Origin of the sequence: Pseudomonas sp. Marseille-Q1929 (assembly GCF_017316265.1) — a bacterium.
In the GTDB taxonomy this organism is placed as follows: domain Bacteria; phylum Pseudomonadota; class Gammaproteobacteria; order Pseudomonadales; family Pseudomonadaceae; genus Aquipseudomonas.
In genome coordinates this window covers 122,743-139,728 of record NZ_JAFLWU010000015.1, presented here as the reverse complement: position 1 = coordinate 139,728, position 16,986 = coordinate 122,743, and the positions used below count along the sequence as shown (strand labels likewise).

Annotated in this window: 17 protein-coding genes; 10 read left to right on the top strand and 7 right to left on the bottom strand. The window is 63.2% G+C overall.

Translation table 11 applies throughout. The features are described 5' to 3' along the window. The first annotated feature begins 64 nt into the window (after positions 1 to 64). Positions 65 to 1,078, top strand: coding sequence for a zinc-binding alcohol dehydrogenase family protein (locus J1G37_RS17435; RefSeq protein ID WP_207043740.1), 1,014 nt, complete (start codon positions 65 to 67; stop codon positions 1,076 to 1,078). Positions 1,079 to 1,223: 145 nt separating this feature from the next. Continuing rightward, positions 1,224 to 1,397, top strand: coding sequence for a hypothetical protein (locus J1G37_RS17430; protein ID WP_207043738.1), 174 nt, complete (start codon positions 1,224 to 1,226; stop codon positions 1,395 to 1,397). A gap of 8 nt (positions 1,398 to 1,405) precedes the next feature. On the opposite strand, the gene J1G37_RS17425 is transcribed toward J1G37_RS17430, so the two are convergent. Both J1G37_RS17425 and J1G37_RS17420 read right to left on the bottom strand, forming a co-directional pair. Continuing rightward, the gene (locus tag J1G37_RS17425) at positions 1,406 to 2,599 is read right to left on the bottom strand and encodes a multidrug effflux MFS transporter (protein WP_207043737.1); all 1,194 of its coding nucleotides are present in this window, start codon (positions 2,597 to 2,599) and stop codon (positions 1,406 to 1,408) included. An 87-nt stretch (positions 2,600 to 2,686) separates the two neighbouring features. After that, positions 2,687 to 2,884 carry a cation transporter gene (locus J1G37_RS17420; protein WP_017735273.1) on the bottom strand — a complete coding sequence of 66 codons (198 nt, stop codon included), beginning with the start codon at positions 2,882 to 2,884 and terminating at the stop codon, positions 2,687 to 2,689. Positions 2,885 to 3,031: 147 nt separating this feature from the next. Between J1G37_RS17420 and J1G37_RS17415 the strand changes: the two genes are divergently transcribed. From J1G37_RS17415 to cueR, 3 genes are all read left to right on the top strand, one after another. Continuing rightward, the gene (locus J1G37_RS17415) at positions 3,032 to 3,412 is read left to right on the top strand and encodes a hypothetical protein (RefSeq protein ID WP_207043736.1); all 381 of its coding nucleotides are present in this window, start codon (positions 3,032 to 3,034) and stop codon (positions 3,410 to 3,412) included. A 126-nt stretch (positions 3,413 to 3,538) separates the two neighbouring features. Then, positions 3,539 to 5,740 (top strand): heavy metal translocating P-type ATPase, encoded by a 2,202-nt coding sequence (locus J1G37_RS17410; protein WP_207043735.1) that lies wholly within the window; start codon positions 3,539 to 3,541, stop codon positions 5,738 to 5,740. Then, complete coding sequence (gene cueR / locus J1G37_RS17405) at positions 5,737 to 6,138, top strand: Cu(I)-responsive transcriptional regulator (RefSeq protein WP_207043734.1); 402 nt, start codon at positions 5,737 to 5,739, stop codon at positions 6,136 to 6,138. Before J1G37_RS17410 ends, cueR begins: the two co-directional genes overlap by 4 nt. 159 nt (positions 6,139 to 6,297) lie before the next feature. Here cueR and J1G37_RS17400 read toward each other — a convergent pair whose 3' ends face one another. Both J1G37_RS17400 and J1G37_RS17395 read right to left on the bottom strand, forming a co-directional pair. After that, complete coding sequence (locus J1G37_RS17400) at positions 6,298 to 7,197, bottom strand: PA4780 family RIO1-like protein kinase (RefSeq protein ID WP_014716761.1); 900 nt, start codon at positions 7,195 to 7,197, stop codon at positions 6,298 to 6,300. A gap of 124 nt (positions 7,198 to 7,321) precedes the next feature. Next, positions 7,322 to 8,599: an acetyl-CoA C-acetyltransferase gene (locus J1G37_RS17395; protein ID WP_207043733.1), complete on the bottom strand. Its 1,278-nt coding sequence runs from the start codon at positions 8,597 to 8,599 to the stop codon at positions 7,322 to 7,324. 113 nt (positions 8,600 to 8,712) lie between these two features. Between J1G37_RS17395 and J1G37_RS17390 the strand changes: the two genes are divergently transcribed. The 4 genes from J1G37_RS17390 to J1G37_RS17375 all read left to right on the top strand — a co-directional run bounded on the left by J1G37_RS17390 (position 8,713) and on the right by J1G37_RS17375 (position 14,668). Further along, positions 8,713 to 10,056 carry a 3-oxoacyl-ACP reductase gene (locus J1G37_RS17390; protein WP_207043732.1) on the top strand — a complete coding sequence of 448 codons (1,344 nt, stop codon included), beginning with the start codon at positions 8,713 to 8,715 and terminating at the stop codon, positions 10,054 to 10,056. Positions 10,057 to 10,058: 2 nt separating this feature from the next. After that, positions 10,059 to 10,907, top strand: a complete 849-nt coding sequence (locus J1G37_RS17385; protein WP_207043730.1) for a MaoC/PaaZ C-terminal domain-containing protein — start codon at positions 10,059 to 10,061, stop codon at positions 10,905 to 10,907. A 301-nt stretch (positions 10,908 to 11,208) separates the two neighbouring features. Then, complete coding sequence (locus J1G37_RS17380) at positions 11,209 to 12,807, top strand: collagen-like triple helix repeat-containing protein (protein WP_207043728.1); 1,599 nt, start codon at positions 11,209 to 11,211, stop codon at positions 12,805 to 12,807. A 175-nt stretch (positions 12,808 to 12,982) separates the two neighbouring features. After that, positions 12,983 to 14,668, top strand: a complete 1,686-nt coding sequence (locus J1G37_RS17375; RefSeq protein WP_207043726.1) for a ShlB/FhaC/HecB family hemolysin secretion/activation protein — start codon at positions 12,983 to 12,985, stop codon at positions 14,666 to 14,668. A gap of 150 nt (positions 14,669 to 14,818) precedes the next feature. On the opposite strand, the gene J1G37_RS17370 is transcribed toward J1G37_RS17375, so the two are convergent. Genes J1G37_RS17370 through J1G37_RS17360 form a run of 3 tightly spaced genes read right to left on the bottom strand, consistent with a single transcriptional unit; the run spans position 14,819 to position 15,713 of the window. Next, positions 14,819 to 15,226, bottom strand: a complete 408-nt coding sequence (locus J1G37_RS17370; protein WP_207043724.1) for a response regulator — start codon at positions 15,224 to 15,226, stop codon at positions 14,819 to 14,821. A 55-nt stretch (positions 15,227 to 15,281) separates the two neighbouring features. Then, positions 15,282 to 15,479, bottom strand: coding sequence for a Flp family type IVb pilin (locus tag J1G37_RS17365; RefSeq protein ID WP_207043722.1), 198 nt, complete (start codon positions 15,477 to 15,479; stop codon positions 15,282 to 15,284). A 42-nt stretch (positions 15,480 to 15,521) separates the two neighbouring features. Continuing rightward, a complete protein-coding gene (locus J1G37_RS17360) occupies positions 15,522 to 15,713 on the bottom strand; it encodes a Flp family type IVb pilin (protein ID WP_207043720.1) in 192 nt (63 codons plus the stop codon). 315 nt (positions 15,714 to 16,028) lie between these two features. On the opposite strand from J1G37_RS17360, the gene cpaB reads away from it, so the two are divergent. Continuing rightward, on the top strand, positions 16,029 to 16,973 hold the full coding sequence (gene cpaB, locus J1G37_RS17355; protein WP_207043718.1) for a Flp pilus assembly protein CpaB: 945 nt from the start codon (positions 16,029 to 16,031) through the stop codon (positions 16,971 to 16,973). Positions 16,974 to 16,986: the final 13 nt, after the last annotated feature.

Below are 16,986 nucleotides of genomic sequence, written 5' to 3'. Positions count from 1 at the left end.
TTAGCCGCTTTTATCTCCTCGGGAAATAGCCAATCATCTGCCCATCCCATTCCTGGAGCTTCCCATGAAAGCCATCGCCTACTACGCCTCGCTGCCGATCAACGACCCCCTGGCCCTGCAAGACATCGAACTGCCCGCTCCCGTCGCCGGCCCGCGTGACCTGCTGGTGGAAGTCAAAGCCATCTCGGTCAACCCGGTGGACACCAAGGTGCGCCAGAACGTCGCCCCGGAAAACGGCGCCGCCAAGGTGCTGGGTTGGGACGTGGCCGGTGTGGTCAAGGCCGTGGGCAGTGACGTCACGCTGTTCAAGGCCGGCGACAAGGTGTTCTACGCCGGCTCCCTGGTGCGTCCGGGTGGCAACAGCGAGTTGCACACGGTGGATGAGCGCATCGTCGGCCATATGCCAAAAAGCCTGGGTTTCGCCGACGCCGCGGCACTGCCGCTGACCGCTATCACCGCATGGGAATTGCTCTTCGAGCGCCTGCAAGTGCGTGAAGGCAAAGAGGATCAGGGCCAGAGCCTGCTGATCGTCGGCGCAGCCGGTGGCGTGGGTTCGATCCTGACCCAACTGGCCAGCCAGCTCACGGCGCTGCGTGTCATCGGCACCGCTTCGCGCCCGGAAACCCAGGCCTGGGCCAAGGCGCTGGGGGCCGACCTGGTAATTGACCACAGCCAGCCGCTCAGCGAAGCGTTGAAACGCGCCGGTGTCACCCACGTGACCCACGTCGCCAGCCTGACCCAGACCGACCAGCACCTGGACCAATTGGTCGAAGCCCTGCAACCCCAAGGCAAGCTGGCACTGATCGACGATCCCAAGGCGCTGGACGTCAGCAAGCTCAAGCGCAAGAGCCTGTCGCTGCACTGGGAGTTCATGTACACCCGTTCAATGTTCGAGACCCCGGACATGATCGAGCAGCATCACCTGCTCAACCGCGTGGCCGAGCTGATCGACGCCGGCACCCTGGAAACCACAGTGGGTGAGCACTTCGGCGTAATCAATGCGGCCAACCTGCGCCGCGCCCATGCGCTGCTGGAAAGCGGCAAGGCCAAGGGCAAGATCGTGTTGGAAGGGTTCTGACAAAGGTCTGTAGGTGTCGTCCATTACTGCTGTGGGTGATGGACGACACCATTAGTCCGACAGTTGACCTTTGTCATATTTGCAAGCGTATTCGGGTTTATATTGGCCGCCTTTGCCACGATTCTTTTACGTGAGGAAGTCAGCAATGAAGATCCTGATAAAAGCGTTAGCAAAATCCCAATGGGAAGTGCGCCTCGACCAGAAGGCCATCACCTTCCACAGTGAGGCCGAGGCCCGCGCCTTTGCCGAGACCCTGCAAGCCCGTATCCAGGCGCCCCACGCCATCCCCCTCAACCAGCAACGTTCCGCCGCTGGCTGACCCGCATCTCAGCCCTGCGCTTGTGCGGCCCGAGCCCGTTGCAGGCGCTGGGTCGAGACGGCCACCGTCACCGCCAACACACCGCACAAGCTGATGACCATGGCCATCGGCATCGCCGTGCCATCATGCAACAGGCCGACCAACGACGCCGCGCCCGCTGCCACACCAAACTGAATGCAACCGAGCAAGGCCGACGCACTGCCCGCCCGCGCCCCTTGCCCGCTCATGGCGCACGCCGAGGTGTTGGGCAGAATGCAGCCCAGGCTGGCGATGCAGATAAACAGCGGCACCAGCAGCGGCCACAGCGCATCGGTGTGCAAGGCACTGATCGCCAGCAACGACAGGGCCGCCGCCAGGTACACCCACACGCTGCGCGACAGCAGAAACGCCGGGCCGCGCTTGGCCAGCAAGCGCGCGTTCACTTGGGCGATCAGGATAAAACCGGCCGCGTTGGAGCCAAAGACCCAGCCGTAATGCTCAGCGGGCACGCCATACAGTTTGATGAATACGAAAGGTGAACCGGCGATGTAGGCAAACATCCCGCCAATCGCAATACCGCCAGTGAGTGCGTAACCGAGGTACACCCGGTCCGACAGCAGCGACAGGTAGCGGCGCAGCGAGCCAGACAACGGCTGGCGCGGCTGATGGGCCGGGAAGGTTTCCGGCAAACCGACGGCAACGGCCACCGCCGCCATTACGCTGAACAGCGTCAGCGCGAGGAAGATCGACTGCCAGCCCCACACCCCAACCATTACCCCACCGGCCAGCGGCGCGAGAATCGGCGCCAGCCCGGTGACCAGCATCAGTTGGGAAAACACTTTGGCCGAGCCCACCGCATCACATTTGTCGCTGACCACCGCGCGGGAAATCACCATGCCCGCGCAACCGCCCAGGGCCTGGACGAAACGCGCGGCGATCAGCCAATCCAGGGACGGTGCATAGGCGCAGGCGAAGGACGCCAAGGTAAACAGGGTGACGCCACTGAGCAGCGGAACACGCCGGCCAAAGCGGTCGGCCAGCGGGCCGTAGATCAATTGGCCAATGGCCAGGCCGATGAAATACACCGCCAGGGTTTGCTGGACATGTTTTTCGTCGGTGCCAAAAGCGATCGCCATGGCGGGGAAGCCCGGCAGGTAAAAATCGATCGCCAACGGCGCGAAGGCGCTCAAGGCGCCCAGGATCAGGATAATGCGCAGGTTCATGAAGGCACCCAAGTGAGTCGGCAGCCCGACAGTCTAGCCGCGCTTGGGTGCCTTGAACATTACGATAGCTCGCTAACTATTGAAAAATCAGGCGAGCTTGGCGCTGTAGCCTTCTTCGGTGATCGCACTGATGATTTGCTCGGCCGACAAACGACTCTCGACCCCGACTTCCTTGGCCGCCAGATCGACCTTCACACTGGCCGCCGGGTCCTGGCTCTGCACCGCCTGGGTGACCGACTTGACGCAATGGCCGCAGGTCATTCCTTCAACGCTGAATACTTGCATGACATGACTCCTTGATTGAGGGTGGAGGCAGTCTCGACCTTGCCATCATGGCAAGGTCAAGCGCCTAAAACATCGGCCGGGCTGGTATTCGCTCGCGCGGTCGGCCAAGCTTGAGCCATCTTTGATTTGAACCACGGAGCATTCGCCATGCGCTGGTCGTTTTTTGCCCTTGCCGGCCTGATGAGCTTGTCTGCCGCCGCACCGATGGCCAGTGCCGCAGAAGACTACGCGGTATTGATCATTTCCCGGGAGCGCCTGGAAGTGCCGACCAACTGCGAGATCGGCCTGTACCTCAATGATCAACTGGCCGGGCGATTGTTCCAGGAACAAGCCACCTCGTTCAACTTGCCGGCGGGCAACCTGTCGCTGCGCCTCAAGTTGCTGCCGGGCCAGTCGCCAGGCTGCCTGCCAGGCCTGCTCGCACCACCGGCGCAGAACATCACCCTGAAGGCCGGCGACGTGCGCAAGTTGCGCATCGCCCAAGGCCCGGACGGCATGTACCTCAAGCCCGCCGCCTTGGAATACTGACCGCCCACACCGATCGTTCCCACGCTCCGCGTGGGAATGCCTCCTAGGACGCTCCGCGCCCAGCACTTGACCTTCCCCACAGGTCAAGGTTGATCCTAGGGGCAACTTCTCCTGGAGGACTGCCCCATGAATGGATCAACCACCTTTGACCTGCCCATCAGCGGCATGACCTGTGCCAGCTGTGCCGGCCGCGTCGAGCGCGCGCTGGGCAAGGTGCCGGGGGTGCAAAGCGTCAGCGTCAACCTGGCCAACGAACGCGCCCACGTCGAAGTCGCGGGCCAGATGGACCCCAGCGTATTGATCGCCGCCGTCGACAAAGCCGGCTACACCGCCAGCCTGCCGCAAAGCGAAACCGCTACCGAGGTCGATCAGGCCAAGCGCCTGCACCGCGAGCGCTGGTCGCTGGTGTTTGCGATTGCCTTGGCGCTGCCACTGGTGCTGCCGATGCTGGTGGAACCCTTCGGCCTGCACTGGATGCTGCCCGCCTGGGTGCAATTCGCCCTGGCCACCCCGGTGCAATTCATCTTTGGTGCGCGCTTCTATATAGCCGCCTGGAAAGCCGTACGCGCCGGCGCCGGCAATATGGACCTGCTGGTGGCCATCGGTACCAGCGCCGGTTATGGCCTGAGCATCTATGAATGGCTCACCGCCCACCCCGGCATGGCGCCGCACCTGTACTTCGAAGCCTCGGCGGTGGTGATCGCCCTGGTGCTGCTGGGCAAATACCTCGAAAGCCGCGCCAAGCGCCAGACCGCCAGCGCCATCCGCGCCCTGGAAGCCTTGCGCCCGGAACGCGCGATTCGGGTGAGCGGCGGGCGTGAAGAAGACGTCGCCATCAGCGCCCTGACCCTCGATGACCTGGTGCTGGTCAAACCCGGCGAACGCTTCCCGGTGGACGGTGAAGTGGTCGAAGGCCAAAGCCACGCCGACGAAGCGCTGATCAGCGGCGAAAGCCTGCCGGTGCCCAAACAGCCGGGGGACAAGGTCACCGGCGGCGCCATCAACGGCGAAGGCCGCCTGCTGGTGCGCACCACCGCCCTGGGTGCCGAAAGCGTGCTGGCGCGGATCATCCGCCTGGTGGAAGACGCCCAGGCCGCCAAGGCGCCGATCCAGAAACTGGTGGATAAAGTCAGCCAAGTGTTCGTGCCTGCCGTGCTGGTGCTGGCGTTGGTCACGTTGGTGGGGTGGTGGCTGTACGGCGCATCGCTGGAAACCGCGATCATCAATGCGGTGGCCGTGCTGGTGATTGCCTGCCCGTGCGCCCTGGGCCTGGCCACACCGACTGCAATCATGGCCGGCACCGGCGTGGCTGCGCGCCATGGCATTCTGATCAAGGATGCCGAGGCCCTGGAACGCGCCCATGAAGTGAGCGCGGTGGTCTTTGACAAGACCGGCACGCTCACCTCCGGCGCGCCGAAAATCGCCCACCTCGCCGCCGTGGATGGCAACGAAGCCCTGCTGTTGCAACAGGCCGGCGCGCTGCAACGCGGCAGCGAACACCCGCTGGCCAAGGCCGTGCTGGATGCGTGCAAGGAACAAGGTCTGCCAGTGGCGGACGTGACCGCCAGCCAGTCCCTGACTGGGCGCGGCATCGCCGGCACGCTGGATGGCCAACCGTTGGCCCTGGGCAATCGCCGCCTGCTTGAAGAAAGCGGCTTGAACGCCGGCGACCTGGCAGATTCCGCCAAAGCCTGGGAGGCCGAAGGCCGCACCTTGTCCTGGCTGATCGAGCAAGGCGCGCAACCCCGTGTGCTGGGGCTGTTTGCCTTTGGCGACACCCTCAAGCCCGGCGCGCTTGAAGCAGTTAGCCTGCTCAAGGCGCAGCACATCAGCAGTCACCTGCTCACCGGTGACAACCGTGGCAGCGCGCGCGTGGTGGCCGAGGCGCTGGGCATCGACGACGTGCACGCCGAAGTGCTGCCCGCCGACAAAGCCGCCACCGTCGCCGAGTTGAAAAAAACCGGCGTGGTGGCCATGGTCGGCGACGGCATCAACGACGCCCCGGCCCTCGCCGCCGCCGACATCGGCATCGCCATGGGCGGCGGCACCGACGTGGCCATGCACGCGGCCGGCATCACCCTGATGCGCGGCGACCCACGCCTGGTGCCGGCAGCGCTGGAGATCAGCCGCAAGACCTACGCAAAAATCCGCCAGAACCTGTTCTGGGCCTTTGTGTATAACTTGATCGGCATTCCCCTGGCCGCGTTCGGCCTGCTCAACCCGGTGCTGGCCGGCGCGGCGATGGCGCTGTCGAGCGTCAGCGTGGTGAGCAATGCCCTGCTGCTGAAAACCTGGAAACCCAAGGACCTCGAGGACCACCGCCCATGAACATCGGCCAAGCCGCACGCCAGAGCGGCCTCAGCGCCAAGATGATTCGCTACTACGAATCCATCGGCCTGCTCAAAGCCGCCCACCGCACCGACAGCGGCTACCGCGTGTACGGTGCCGACGACCTGCACACCCTGGCGTTTATCAAACGCTCGCGGGACCTGGGGTTTTCACTGGAAGAGGTCGGCAAGCTGCTGACCCTGTGGCAGGACCGGCAACGGGCCAGCGCCGATGTGAAGGCGCTGGCGCGCCAGCATATCGATGAGTTGAATCAGAAGATTCTGGAGTTGGGGCAGTTGCGCGATACGTTGCAGGACCTGGTGGAGCACTGCCAAGGCGATCATCGGCCGGATTGTCCGATTCTCAAGGAGTTGGCTTCGGGCAGTTGCTGCACCTGAACGAAGTACACAAAAACAACTGTGGGAGCTGGTCTGTGTGGGAGCTGGCTTGCCTGCGATAGCATCACCTCGGTGCAACTGATGGACCGAGGTGTCTGCATCGCAGCGATGCGGCGACCCGACAAGCCAGCTCCCACACAAGCCAGCTCCCACAGGGTGTTATTGCATCCAAGGCGGCGGCGGTGGCTCGTCTGGCACTTTGCTCGGCGGCGCATCATCCGCCGCCCGAATCGCCTGCCGACGCTCTTCATCCAGCCGCGCCGCTTCAATTTCGCGGATCACACCGCCGACATCCGCCAACTCTTCCGGCTCATCGAACTCGCCGGTCAAGACGCTGGCCGGGTGCAAGGTACCGGCTTCGTACAACGCCCACATTTCCTTGGCGTACTTGGTCTTCTTCAACTCCGGGGCAAAGCGCCCGAAGTACGACGCCATGTTGCCCACATCCCGCTCCAGCATGCTGAACGCGTGGTTGTTGCCCGCCGCATCCACCGCCTGGGGCAGGTCGATGATCACCGGGCCGGTCGGCGTGAGCAGTACGTTGAACTCGGACAAGTCACCGTGCACCAGGCCGGTACACAGCATCAACACGATCTGCGAGATCAGGAAGGCGTGGTATTCACGCGCCTGGTCCGGCTCCAGCACCACGTCGTTCAGGCGCGGCGCCGCATCGCCGTACTCGTCGGCCACCAATTCCATCAACAGCACGCCTTCGAGGAAGTCGAACGGCTGGGGCACGCGAACGCCCGCACCGGCCAGGCGGAACAACGCCGCCACTTCAGCGTTCTGCCAGGCGTCTTCGGTTTCTTTCTTACCGAACTTGGAACCCTTGGCCATGGCCCGGGCCTGACGACTGTTACGGACCTTGCGGCCCTCCTGGTATTCGGACGCTTGACGAAAACTTCGTTTGTTCGCCTCCTTGTAAACCTTGGCGCAACGCAATTCGTTGCCGCAGCGCACCACATAAACAGCTGCTTCTTTACCACTCATGAGTGGGCGCAGCACTTCGTCGACCAGACCGTCTTCGATCAGGGGTTCAATGCGTTTAGGAGTCTTCATCAGCTTTTATTGTGGGTCCTTTATTACCAAATACGCGTATGGCACTCGTTATACGGCAATCGGCTCGCCGGTGGGAGGGGCTACCGACCGTTGATCACTTAAGAATGCATTCAATAGGCCAGTTTCACCGTTCAATGATCGCGGTGACGCCCTGCCCGCCCGCCGCGCAGATGGAAATCAGCCCGCGCCCCTTGCCTGCCGCATCCAGCAACTTGGCCAGGTTGGCGACGATACGCCCACCTGTGGCCGCAAACGGATGCCCGGCCGCCAGCGAGCTGCCCTTCACATTCAAGCGGCTGCGGTCGATGCTCCCCAGTGGTGCATCCAGCCCCAGGCGCGTCTTGCAGTAGTCCGCATCCTCCCACGCCTTGAGCGTACACAACACCTGGGCCGCGAAGGCTTCGTGGATCTCGTAGTAATCGAAGTCTTGCAGCGTCAGACCATTCCTCGCCAACAAGCGTGGTACCGCATACACCGGCGCCATCAGCAGGCCCTCGGCACCGTTGACGAAATCCACCGCCGCCGCTTCACCATCACGCAGATACGCGAGGATCGGCAAACCGCGCTCTTTCGCCCAGGCCTCGCTGCCCAACAGCACCAACGACGCACCATCAGTGAGTGGGGTGGAGTTGCCCGCGGTGAGCGTGCCCTTTTCGCTGCGTTCGAATGCCGGCTTGAGCGCGGCGAGTTTTTCCAGGGTCAGGTCGGGGCGCAGGTTGTTGTCGCGGGTCAGGCCGAGGAACGGCGTGAGCAAATCGTTGTGCCAGCCTGCCGCGTAAGCCGCCGCCATTTTCTGATGGCTTTCCAGGGCCAACTGATCCTGCTCGGCGCGGGGAATCTGCCAGGTCTGTGCCATCAGTTCGCAGTGTTGGCCCATGGACAACCCTGTACGTGGTTCGCCATTGCGCGGCAGTTCCGGCTTGAGGTGATGGGGGCGAAGCTGCAGCAGGACTTTCAGCTTGTCGGCCATGGATTTGCTGCGGTTGGCTTGCAGCAGGATCTTGCGCAGCCCTTCATTCACGCCAATCGGCGCGTCGGACGTGGTGTCCACACCGCCGGCAATCCCGCACTCGATCTGGCCGAGGGCGATCTTGTTGGCCACCAGCAACGCGGCTTCCAGGCCGGTGCCGCACGCTTGCTGGATGTCATAGGCCGGGGTTTGCGGCGACAGGCGCGAGCCAAGCACGCATTCGCGGGTCAGGTTGAAGTCACGGGAATGCTTGAGCACCGCACCCGCCGCCACCTCGCCCAGGCGCAGGCCATGCAGGTTGTAGCGTTCGATCAGGCCTTCCAGCGCCGCCGTCAGCATCGCCTGGTTGCTCGCCGTGGCGTACGGACCATTGGAGCGGGCGAAGGGAATGCGGTTACCGCCGATGATCGCTACGCGGCGCAATTGAGTCATGGAAAGCTCCCTGAAGGTTGTGGGTGGAATCATTCAGCCTAGCCTAGGCTGATCGAACGACTACCGTCCCGGGGTGGTCAACCCTTTGAACCCCAGCTTTCGGAGAGCGTTCCATGTCTGACCGTTATATCGACTTCGCCAACTCAAGCCTCGGCCATCGCCTGGTCGCCGCCCTTGGCCTGCCGTCACCGGTACGCCTGGAACGCTGGCAAGCCGGACGCCTGCGCCCGGTGGAAGGGGCGCTGCTGCTGGGCGGCGGTGCGCTGGCAGCGAAGGTGCAGGCGTTCGCCCATAAGCTGACAGACGCGACCTACACCTATGGCGGCGAAGCGCCGACGTGGATTCCCGGCCACGGTCCCAAGCTCAAGGCGGTGGTGTTCGACGCCAGCGACTTGCAGCACACCGACCAACTCAAGCAACTGCGCGAATTCTTCCAGCCGCTGCTGAAAAACCTCGATAACAGCGCGCACCTGGTGATCCTCGGCCGTGCGCCGGAAAGCCTCGACGACCCCTTCGCCGCCAGCGCCCAACGTGCTCTCGAAGGGTTCAGCCGCTCCCTGGCCAAGGAGCTGCGCAATGGCGGCGTCCTGCAATTGCTCTACGTCGGCGAGGGTGCCGAGGACCAGCTGGAAGGCGCGCTGCGCTTCTTCCTTTCGCCCAAAAGCGCCTACATTTCCGGGCAGGTGATTCGCCTGCAAGCGTGCGCAACCCAGGTCGAAGACTGGACTCGCCCCCTGGCCGGGCGCAAGGCGCTGGTCACCGGCGCCGCCCGTGGCATTGGCGCGGCCATCGCCGAAACCCTGGCCCGCGACGGTGCGGACGTCATCCTGCTCGACGTGCCCCAGGCCAAGGGCGACCTCGACGCCCTCGCCGCCCGCCTGGGTGCGCGCAGCGTGGCGCTGGATATCTGCGCCGCAGACGCCGCCCAGCAGTTGATCGACCACCTGCCCGATGGCCTCGACATCCTCGTGCACAACGCCGGCATCACCCGCGACAAAACCCTGGCCAACATGACCCCGGAATACTGGGACGCGGTGCTGGCCGTAAACCTCAATGCCCCGCAAGTGCTGACCCAGGCGCTGATCGACAGCGCCACCCTGCACGACAACGCCCGCGTGGTGCTACTGGCGTCCATCAGCGGCATCGCCGGCAATCGCGGGCAAACCAACTACGCCGCGAGCAAGGCCGGTTTGATCGGCCTCGCACAAGCCTGGGCGCCGTTGCTCAACGGGCGGGGGATCAGCATCAACGCCGTAGCGCCGGGGTTTATCGAAACCCAGATGACCGCGCATATCCCCTTCGCCTTACGTGAAGCCGGGCGACGAATGAGTTCGCTGGGCCAAGGTGGTTTGCCCCAGGACGTGGCCGAAGCCGTGGCCTGGCTCGGCCAGCCGGGCAGCGGTGCCGTCAGCGGGCAGGCGCTGCGGGTGTGTGGGCAAAGTCTCTTGGGAGCGTAGGCATGGACTGGCAAACGTTGCACAGCACACCGTCGCTGCCGCCGCTGTATTGGCGCGCGGCACTCAAACGCAAGATCACCGGCACGGCGTTGCCCGAGCGCGGGCTGCGCTGCCGGGTGACCGTCAACCCCAACGCTGTCGCAAAATACCGCAAGGTCTGCGGGTTTGCCGACAGCCCGATGTTGCCGGCGACTTATCCCCATGTCCTCGCGTTCGGCTTGCAGATGCAGTTGCTCACCGACAACCGCTTCCCGTTCCCGCTGCTGGGGCTGATCCACCTGGGCAATACCATCCGTATCCACCGACCCTTGGGCGGCGTCAGCGAGCTGGCCCTCAGCGTCCACGCACAAAACCTCAAGCCGCACCCCAGGGGCGCGACCTTCGAGCTGGTGACCACCGTCAGCGATGCCCTCGGCCTGCTGTGGGAAGCCGAAAGCCGCATGCTTTGCCGAGGCGTAAAGCTCGACGGCGAACCCGAGGACGCGGCGCAACCGAGCCCCACCGACGTCAGCGAGCTGATGCGCTGGCAAGCCCCCGCCGATATCGGCCGGCGTTATGCCCGGGTCAGCGGCGACTACAACCCGATCCACCTCAGCGCCCTGACCGCCAAGCTGTTCGGTTTTCCCCAGGCCATCGCCCATGGGCTGTGGAACAAGGCGTACACCCTCGCCGCCTTGGGCGAACACTTGCCCGCCGCCAATGTTGAGATCAGCGTCGAGTTCAGGAAACCCGTGCGCCTGCCCAGTGAAGTGACGTTGTTTGCCAGCGCCGCCGGTTCCGCGGGTGAATGTCGCTTGAGCGGCGCGGGTGATATTGAACATATGGTAGGCAAATGGCAGCCGATCGCCTGAAACACACTGCTTAATTGTATATATACACCCTAAGTTATAGCGGACTTTATAAAGTCCGCTATTTCATTCAAGCCAATGATTTTTAACAGATATATATCTTGATACATCCTCTTTTTACACCCTTGGTATTAGTCCCTAAGCAGAGACTTTACGACCGTATATAAATCGTTAATACCAAGTTGAGCATTGTCAGAAAGAGCCCCCTGGCCTGTTATAGCCACACGGACAAACGCATCGCCTTCCATAGAAATGGCGAGTGTTTGAAGACAACCAAGGTTGTACAGGTGCAGGGAACTCAATCATGAAAACTCAAGTAGTGTTTTGGAAAGCAAGTACCGCGCTGGCCCTGGCAGTAGCATTGACGCTCGGCGGCTGCAGCAGCGGTGGTGGCGGGCATCACAGTGGTGGTTCGTCTTCCACTGACGACACAACAGCCGGTACCGGTGGTACCGGTGGCGGTACTGGCGGCGGAACCGGTGGTGGCACTGGCGGCGGCACGGGTGGCGGAACCGGTGGTGGCACGGGCGGCGGCACCGGTGGTGGCACTGGCGGCGGTACGGGCGGTGGCACCGGTGGCGGCACCACCACCCCTCTGGTCACCGCGACGGTCGTGGACACCGTAGGCGACACCGTAACGGGCGTAGGCACCGCGGTCGGCAGCCTTGGCACCACCCTGGGCAGCCTGCCGATTGTCGGCGCTACCACCGGCGGCCTGGTCACTGCGACCGGCAACGCGGTTGGCAGCCTCGGCACTGGCCTGTCAGGCGGGCTTGGCACCCTCGGCACCAACAGCAATGCGTTGGGCACCACCGTTGCAGGTGTGGGCAATGCCGTCTCCGACCTCGGTGATGGCGTGAGCACCACCGGCGGCAACGTTGCCACCTTGCTCGGCCAAGTGCCGGTGGTGAGTGGCGCCGCGCCAGTGGTCGGCGGTGTGGTGGATAAAGTCGGCAACGTCGTGACCATGCTCGGCGACACCCTGAGCACCGCCAGCACCACCGGCCCCTTGGGTTCGGTCACCAATACCGTGGGCGCCAAAGTGCTGGTGCCAGTGGTTTCTCTCGTCGAAAAAACCACCGGCCAAGTCGGCAGCGCAACCGGCCTCGGCAGCCCGGTGGGCGGCCTGCTGAATAAAGTCGGCAGTACCGTCGACGGCCTCGGCGATAAAGTCGCCGGCGCTGGCGGCACCGGCAACCCTGTGACGGGCGCCGTGGGCGGCGTGCTGAATGGCGTGGGCACCGTGGTCGGCAGCGCCGGCGGCTATGTCAACCCAACCACTGGCACCGGCAGCGGTTCCGGCGGCGGCATCGGCACGGGCAACCTCGGCCTGCCGGAACTCATCGGCGGCGTGATTGCTGGCGCCGGCAACGGCTTGAACGCTGGTAACACCAATGGCGTGGTCAGCGCGGCAGGCGTCACCGGTGGCAGTGTTGGCGGCACCGTGGCCTCCCTCGGCACGCTGCTCGGCGGCAATGGCGTACCGAACACCGCAGCCGGTGCTCCGGTCGCGGCACTTACCACCAGCCTGGGCAGCGCGCTTAATCCAGTCACCAGTGGCGTCACCAGCCTCACCCAAAACGTCGGTAACACCACTGGCCTGGGAGCTCCGGTCAATGGCCTGGTGACCAACGTCGGCGGCGCCGTCAGCGGCCTCGGCGGCAAAATCACCGGCACCAATGCCAACCCGGTCACCAATGCCCTGGGCGGCACCGTCAGCGCAGTCGGTAGCACCGTGACCTCGGTGGGTGGCCTGGTCACCGGCGGTACCAGCGGTAGCGGTGGTGGTTTGCTCGGCGGCGGCCTGAACCTGGGCGGCAGCGCATCTGCCGGTGCCAGTGCAGGGGCCAGCACCAGCGGCGGCCTGGGCGGTTTGCTCGGTGGCCTGACCGGCACAAAATAGAATTGCACCTGGCCGATTAGACGGCCTCCCCTACAGCGCCTACGCTTGGTTGAGACGAGAGACCCAATAAGTCTCTCGTCTTTTTTATGCGCCAATGAAAGGCACCCGAACCGCGCCCCAGAGCCCGGGCGGGAATCTGCGAAACGCTGCTGCAGTTTTGACCATGGAGTGTCCTATGCGCGCTTTGACGCCGCTGTTGTTGCTTACCCTCAGTGCTTACGCCCACGCCGAAACCCTACCCAGCTTCCTCAATAGCAACGACACCATCCGCAACCTGCCCGTGCCCAACCTGCCTGCCGACGCCTACCGGCCAAACACCCCGCAAACCCAGCTGCCAACGCCTGCGGCCAGCGAAGCCCAGCCGCTGCTGATGGACACCAAGGTGACCATCAGCAAACTGCAGATCGACGGCGGCACGGTCTACCCGCTCAAGGACCTGGCGCTGGCCTTCGAACCGCTGATTGGCCATGAAACCAATATCGCCCAGCTGATCGAAGCCACCCGCAGCATCACGAAGCGCTACCAGGCGGACGGCTACCTGCTGTCCTATGCCTTCCTGCCGGAACAAAGTTTCGAGGGCGGCCTGGTCCACGTAGTGCTGGTGGAAGGCTATGTGCGCGATTACCAGCTGCAAGGCGATATCGGTTCGGTGTCGGCCTACGTGGACAAACTCGCCGACAAACTCAAGGCCGAACGCCCACTCACCCGCAAGACCTTCGAGCGCTACACCACGCTGATGGGCGCGATTCCCGGCGTGACCTTGCAGGCGCAAGTGCCACCGCCCCGCACCACCGATGGCGGCACCCACATGCAGATCACCGCCAGCCGCAAGCCCTTCACCACCAGCATGAGCCTCAACCAGGCCAGCCGTGGCGGCCTGCAAGCGTTGGTCAGCGCCACCAGCAACTCGCAGACGTCCATGGGTGAACAGTTGACCGTCAGCGCCCTGGCGCCACCGGGCAACGACAAGGAACACTACTACCGCGCCGCCTACAGCCAGTTCGTCAACGCCGAGGGCACCCAGCTTGCACTGTCAGGCGAACGCTACCGCGCCGACCCGGGCACCAACGTGCAACTGGACGGCGGTTTCCAGCTCAAGCCGCACCAGGCCATCGACCGTTTTTCCATCGGCGTGAGCCACCCCGTGATTGCCTCGCCGACCGAGTCGTTGAGCCTCGGCACCCGCATTTATGGCGTCGATCAGAAAACCCGTTATCAACTGGTGGGTTTCCCCAATCGTTTTGACCTGGAAACCAACCTGCGCGCCCTGGCCTTCGAAGGCGACTGGCGCAAGGCCGACACCGACCAACTGCGCATCCTCAGCGCGGGCCTGTACCAAGGCATCAATGGCCTGGGCGCCAAGACCCACAGCGACTTCGATGGGGTAAAACCCGACCTGGATTTCTTCCGCCTGCGCCTGTCCGGCGTGCAAAGCAACAAGCTGTTCGGCAGCAACTTCCAGGGCGTGCTTTCCGGGGCGTTCTACTGGAGTGACGACACCCTGCCCGACAGCGAGCGCGCCACCTTCGGCGGGCAGAATTTCGCCCGTGGCTACCCCGACGATCAGGGCTCGGGCGACAAGGGCTGGGGCCTGGCGTACGAGATCAACTACAGCTACAACCGTGCCGGCGACTGGGTGCGCATCCTGCAACCGTACGTGGTGCTCGACCGCGCCAAGACCTGGTTCAACGTACTGCCGATCAGGGGCAACGACCTGTCATCCGCCGCCGTGGGCCTACGCTTTGGCGACAGCCAGTACTACAACATTGCGCTGGAGGCGGCGAAACCGCTGTCGGACGTGGCGCTGGACAGCTTTGACCGGCGGCCGCGGTATACGCTGAGTTTCAGCTACCAACTCTGATCAGGCCGATGTGTGTGGGCATGTGTGGGAATTAGCTTATGTGGGAGCGGGCTTGCTCGCGAAAGCGGTGGGTCAGCCAGCTCATCAGGTGACTGATACGCCGCATTCGCGAGCAAGCCCGCTCCCACACAAACCCCTCCCACATTGAGCCTAGAACTGGCGCTTCTGCAGGGGAAACAAACTGTTGAGGGTATCGATCAACCGCACCAAGTAGATGGGCTTGCGAAACAGGTCCAGCACCTGCAAGCGCAGCATGTCGCTGACGTCATCCATCTCGGCGTGGCCCGACATCACGATCACCGGCAAGTGCTGGCGGGAGGTGTGTTCGCGCAGGCGCTTGATCAGGGAGATGCCGCTTTCCTCGGGCATGCGCAGGTCGGTGATGATCAGCGCGATGTCTGGGTTGAGGGTCAATTCCTGCAACGCGTCGGTCACGGAGGTGGCGGTAAAACACACAAATCCCTCATTGGAGAGGGATTCGGCAAGTTCGATCAGGGCGTCCTCTTCGTCGTCCACCAGGAGAAGTTGTTGCCGCGAAGCAGGCGCAGAGGGACTCATGGCGAAAGATCCTGACACTAAGAATGCACTCAGGTTAGTCGTGTCGCGGGATTGATCAAGTCGATGCAATGCTCGCCTGGACCAGGTCGAACAGCGCCTTCACACGGTCACTTATTGGAGTCATGAAAATCCCGATCACCGCCGCGCACATTGCCGCCACAATGGCGTATTCGATGCCGGAAGCGCCCTCCCTGGCGCTCATCATGACCCACACTTTCACGCAGATAAAACGAATGCTTTCTTCGATACGCATGTAGGGCTCCGTCAAAAGAGGAGAAAGCGACTCGCTACACCATCACGATGTGATTCCGGTTTGAATCGAGGTAAAGATCGCCTTTACCTTAGTGCTGATCGGCGTCATGAAGATCCCGATCACCGCCGCACACATCGCCGCGACAATCGCATATTCAATACCGGAGGCCCCTTCTCTTCCGTAAGACAGAATCTGGATTTTGATAAACACTTTGCGAATGGCATCAAGGAACATATGACTTCTCCTTTGCGCTGAGAGCGCGGATGTAGCGGGCTTGCAACATGATCTCGCTATGCCACTAGAGCATTGTCGGCAAATTCACTCCCCACAAGTGTAATAAGCGACTAATCACAAAGTATTAGTCAGAACCTTGGCGCCAAGACGCCAATGTTTGCGCCGCGATACACAATATTTCCATGCAGTAATGGCATTTTGTCCTAGCTCAACTACCTTCAAATAGCGAAATAGTTGAATACCCAGAACGAACTGATTGCGTAGTCGCTGGATGGACCGGTTGAAAGGTCTGGCAGTAGGAAAGGGAGAGCCTTCATGAGCAGTCGTATCAGCATGATTCTGGCCGGGGTACTGTTGCTGGGGGCGTTGATTGCCGGGTACTGGGGCCTGGTTCTCAGCCGTCCGGAACCGGTTGCCACCGTCGCGCCACCTGTCATTAATAACGCCCCTGTCGCTGCCATCGAAGACCCGACCCGCCAACCCGTGGTCGTGCTGGCCCATGACGTGCCGCCCTTCGTCGCCCTCACCGCCGCCGACCTGACGGTGGAAAAACTCAAGACCGTCCCCGCCGGCAGCCTCACCTCACTGGACCAGGCCGTCGGCCGCACGCCGTGGCGCGCCCTGCAAGCCGGCACCTGGCTGACCGAGGAAAGCTTCAACACCGGCGGCAACCTGTCGCGCATGATCCGCGCCGACGAGCGCGCGCTGGCGGTTGCGGTGGATGAAGTGACCGGCGCCAGCGGCCAATTGAACCCTGGCGACTACGTCGATGTGATGCTGTACCTGCGCTCGGAAAACGGCAACCCGCAACCGTCCGCCCAAACCGTCATCCCCGCGCTGCGCCTGCTGGGCGTGGGCGATCAACTGGGCCTGACCAACGACGGCACGCCCGGCTCACCGGTGGCCGTCACCGCCGAAGACAAAGCCCGCCAACAACAAGGCCGTGCCACTGCACGCACGGTGTTGCTGGCCGTGCCCGAACAATTGCTGAGCCGCCTGGTCCTCGCTGTACAGGCCGGCAGCCTGCGCCTGGCCGTGCGCAGCGCCGACGAGCAGCGCCTGAGCCGCTACTGGGCCGGCGATACGGACTCAGAGCAAAACCTCGACACCGCCAAGCGCGACCTCTACCAGTTCAACCTACTGGCGCAAACCGCGCCGCCCATCAGCAACTTCAACCCGACAGCCTCCAAAAATGCCGCACCGCGTCGTTCGGGTGTCGAGGTGATACGCGGTAACCAGGTCACTCAACAAACGCCCTGATAGCGCTAAGGAT

What these genes read in the sequence shown, in the direction of transcription:
- J1G37_RS17435 (WP_207043740.1), top strand. Translation starts at nt 65, where the DNA reads ATGAAAGCCATCGCCTACTACGCCTCGCTGCCGATCAACGACCCCCTG.
- J1G37_RS17430 (WP_207043738.1), top strand. Translation starts at nt 1,224, where the DNA reads ATGAAGATCCTGATAAAAGCGTTAGCAAAATCCCAATGGGAAGTGCGC.
- J1G37_RS17425 (WP_207043737.1), bottom strand. Translation starts at nt 2,599, where the DNA reads ATGAACCTGCGCATTATCCTGATCCTGGGCGCCTTGAGCGCCTTCGCG.
- J1G37_RS17420 (WP_017735273.1), bottom strand. Translation starts at nt 2,884, where the DNA reads ATGCAAGTATTCAGCGTTGAAGGAATGACCTGCGGCCATTGCGTCAAG.
- J1G37_RS17415 (WP_207043736.1), top strand. Translation starts at nt 3,032, where the DNA reads ATGCGCTGGTCGTTTTTTGCCCTTGCCGGCCTGATGAGCTTGTCTGCC.
- J1G37_RS17410 (WP_207043735.1), top strand. Translation starts at nt 3,539, where the DNA reads ATGAATGGATCAACCACCTTTGACCTGCCCATCAGCGGCATGACCTGT.
- cueR (WP_207043734.1), top strand. Translation starts at nt 5,737, where the DNA reads ATGAACATCGGCCAAGCCGCACGCCAGAGCGGCCTCAGCGCCAAGATG.
- J1G37_RS17400 (WP_014716761.1), bottom strand. Translation starts at nt 7,197, where the DNA reads ATGAAGACTCCTAAACGCATTGAACCCCTGATCGAAGACGGTCTGGTC.
- J1G37_RS17395 (WP_207043733.1), bottom strand. Translation starts at nt 8,599, where the DNA reads ATGACTCAATTGCGCCGCGTAGCGATCATCGGCGGTAACCGCATTCCC.
- J1G37_RS17390 (WP_207043732.1), top strand. Translation starts at nt 8,713, where the DNA reads ATGTCTGACCGTTATATCGACTTCGCCAACTCAAGCCTCGGCCATCGC.
- J1G37_RS17385 (WP_207043730.1), top strand. Translation starts at nt 10,059, where the DNA reads ATGGACTGGCAAACGTTGCACAGCACACCGTCGCTGCCGCCGCTGTAT.
- J1G37_RS17380 (WP_207043728.1), top strand. Translation starts at nt 11,209, where the DNA reads ATGAAAACTCAAGTAGTGTTTTGGAAAGCAAGTACCGCGCTGGCCCTG.
- J1G37_RS17375 (WP_207043726.1), top strand. Translation starts at nt 12,983, where the DNA reads ATGCGCGCTTTGACGCCGCTGTTGTTGCTTACCCTCAGTGCTTACGCC.
- J1G37_RS17370 (WP_207043724.1), bottom strand. Translation starts at nt 15,226, where the DNA reads ATGAGTCCCTCTGCGCCTGCTTCGCGGCAACAACTTCTCCTGGTGGAC.
- J1G37_RS17365 (WP_207043722.1), bottom strand. Translation starts at nt 15,479, where the DNA reads ATGCGTATCGAAGAAAGCATTCGTTTTATCTGCGTGAAAGTGTGGGTC.
- J1G37_RS17360 (WP_207043720.1), bottom strand. Translation starts at nt 15,713, where the DNA reads ATGTTCCTTGATGCCATTCGCAAAGTGTTTATCAAAATCCAGATTCTG.
- cpaB (WP_207043718.1), top strand. Translation starts at nt 16,029, where the DNA reads ATGAGCAGTCGTATCAGCATGATTCTGGCCGGGGTACTGTTGCTGGGG.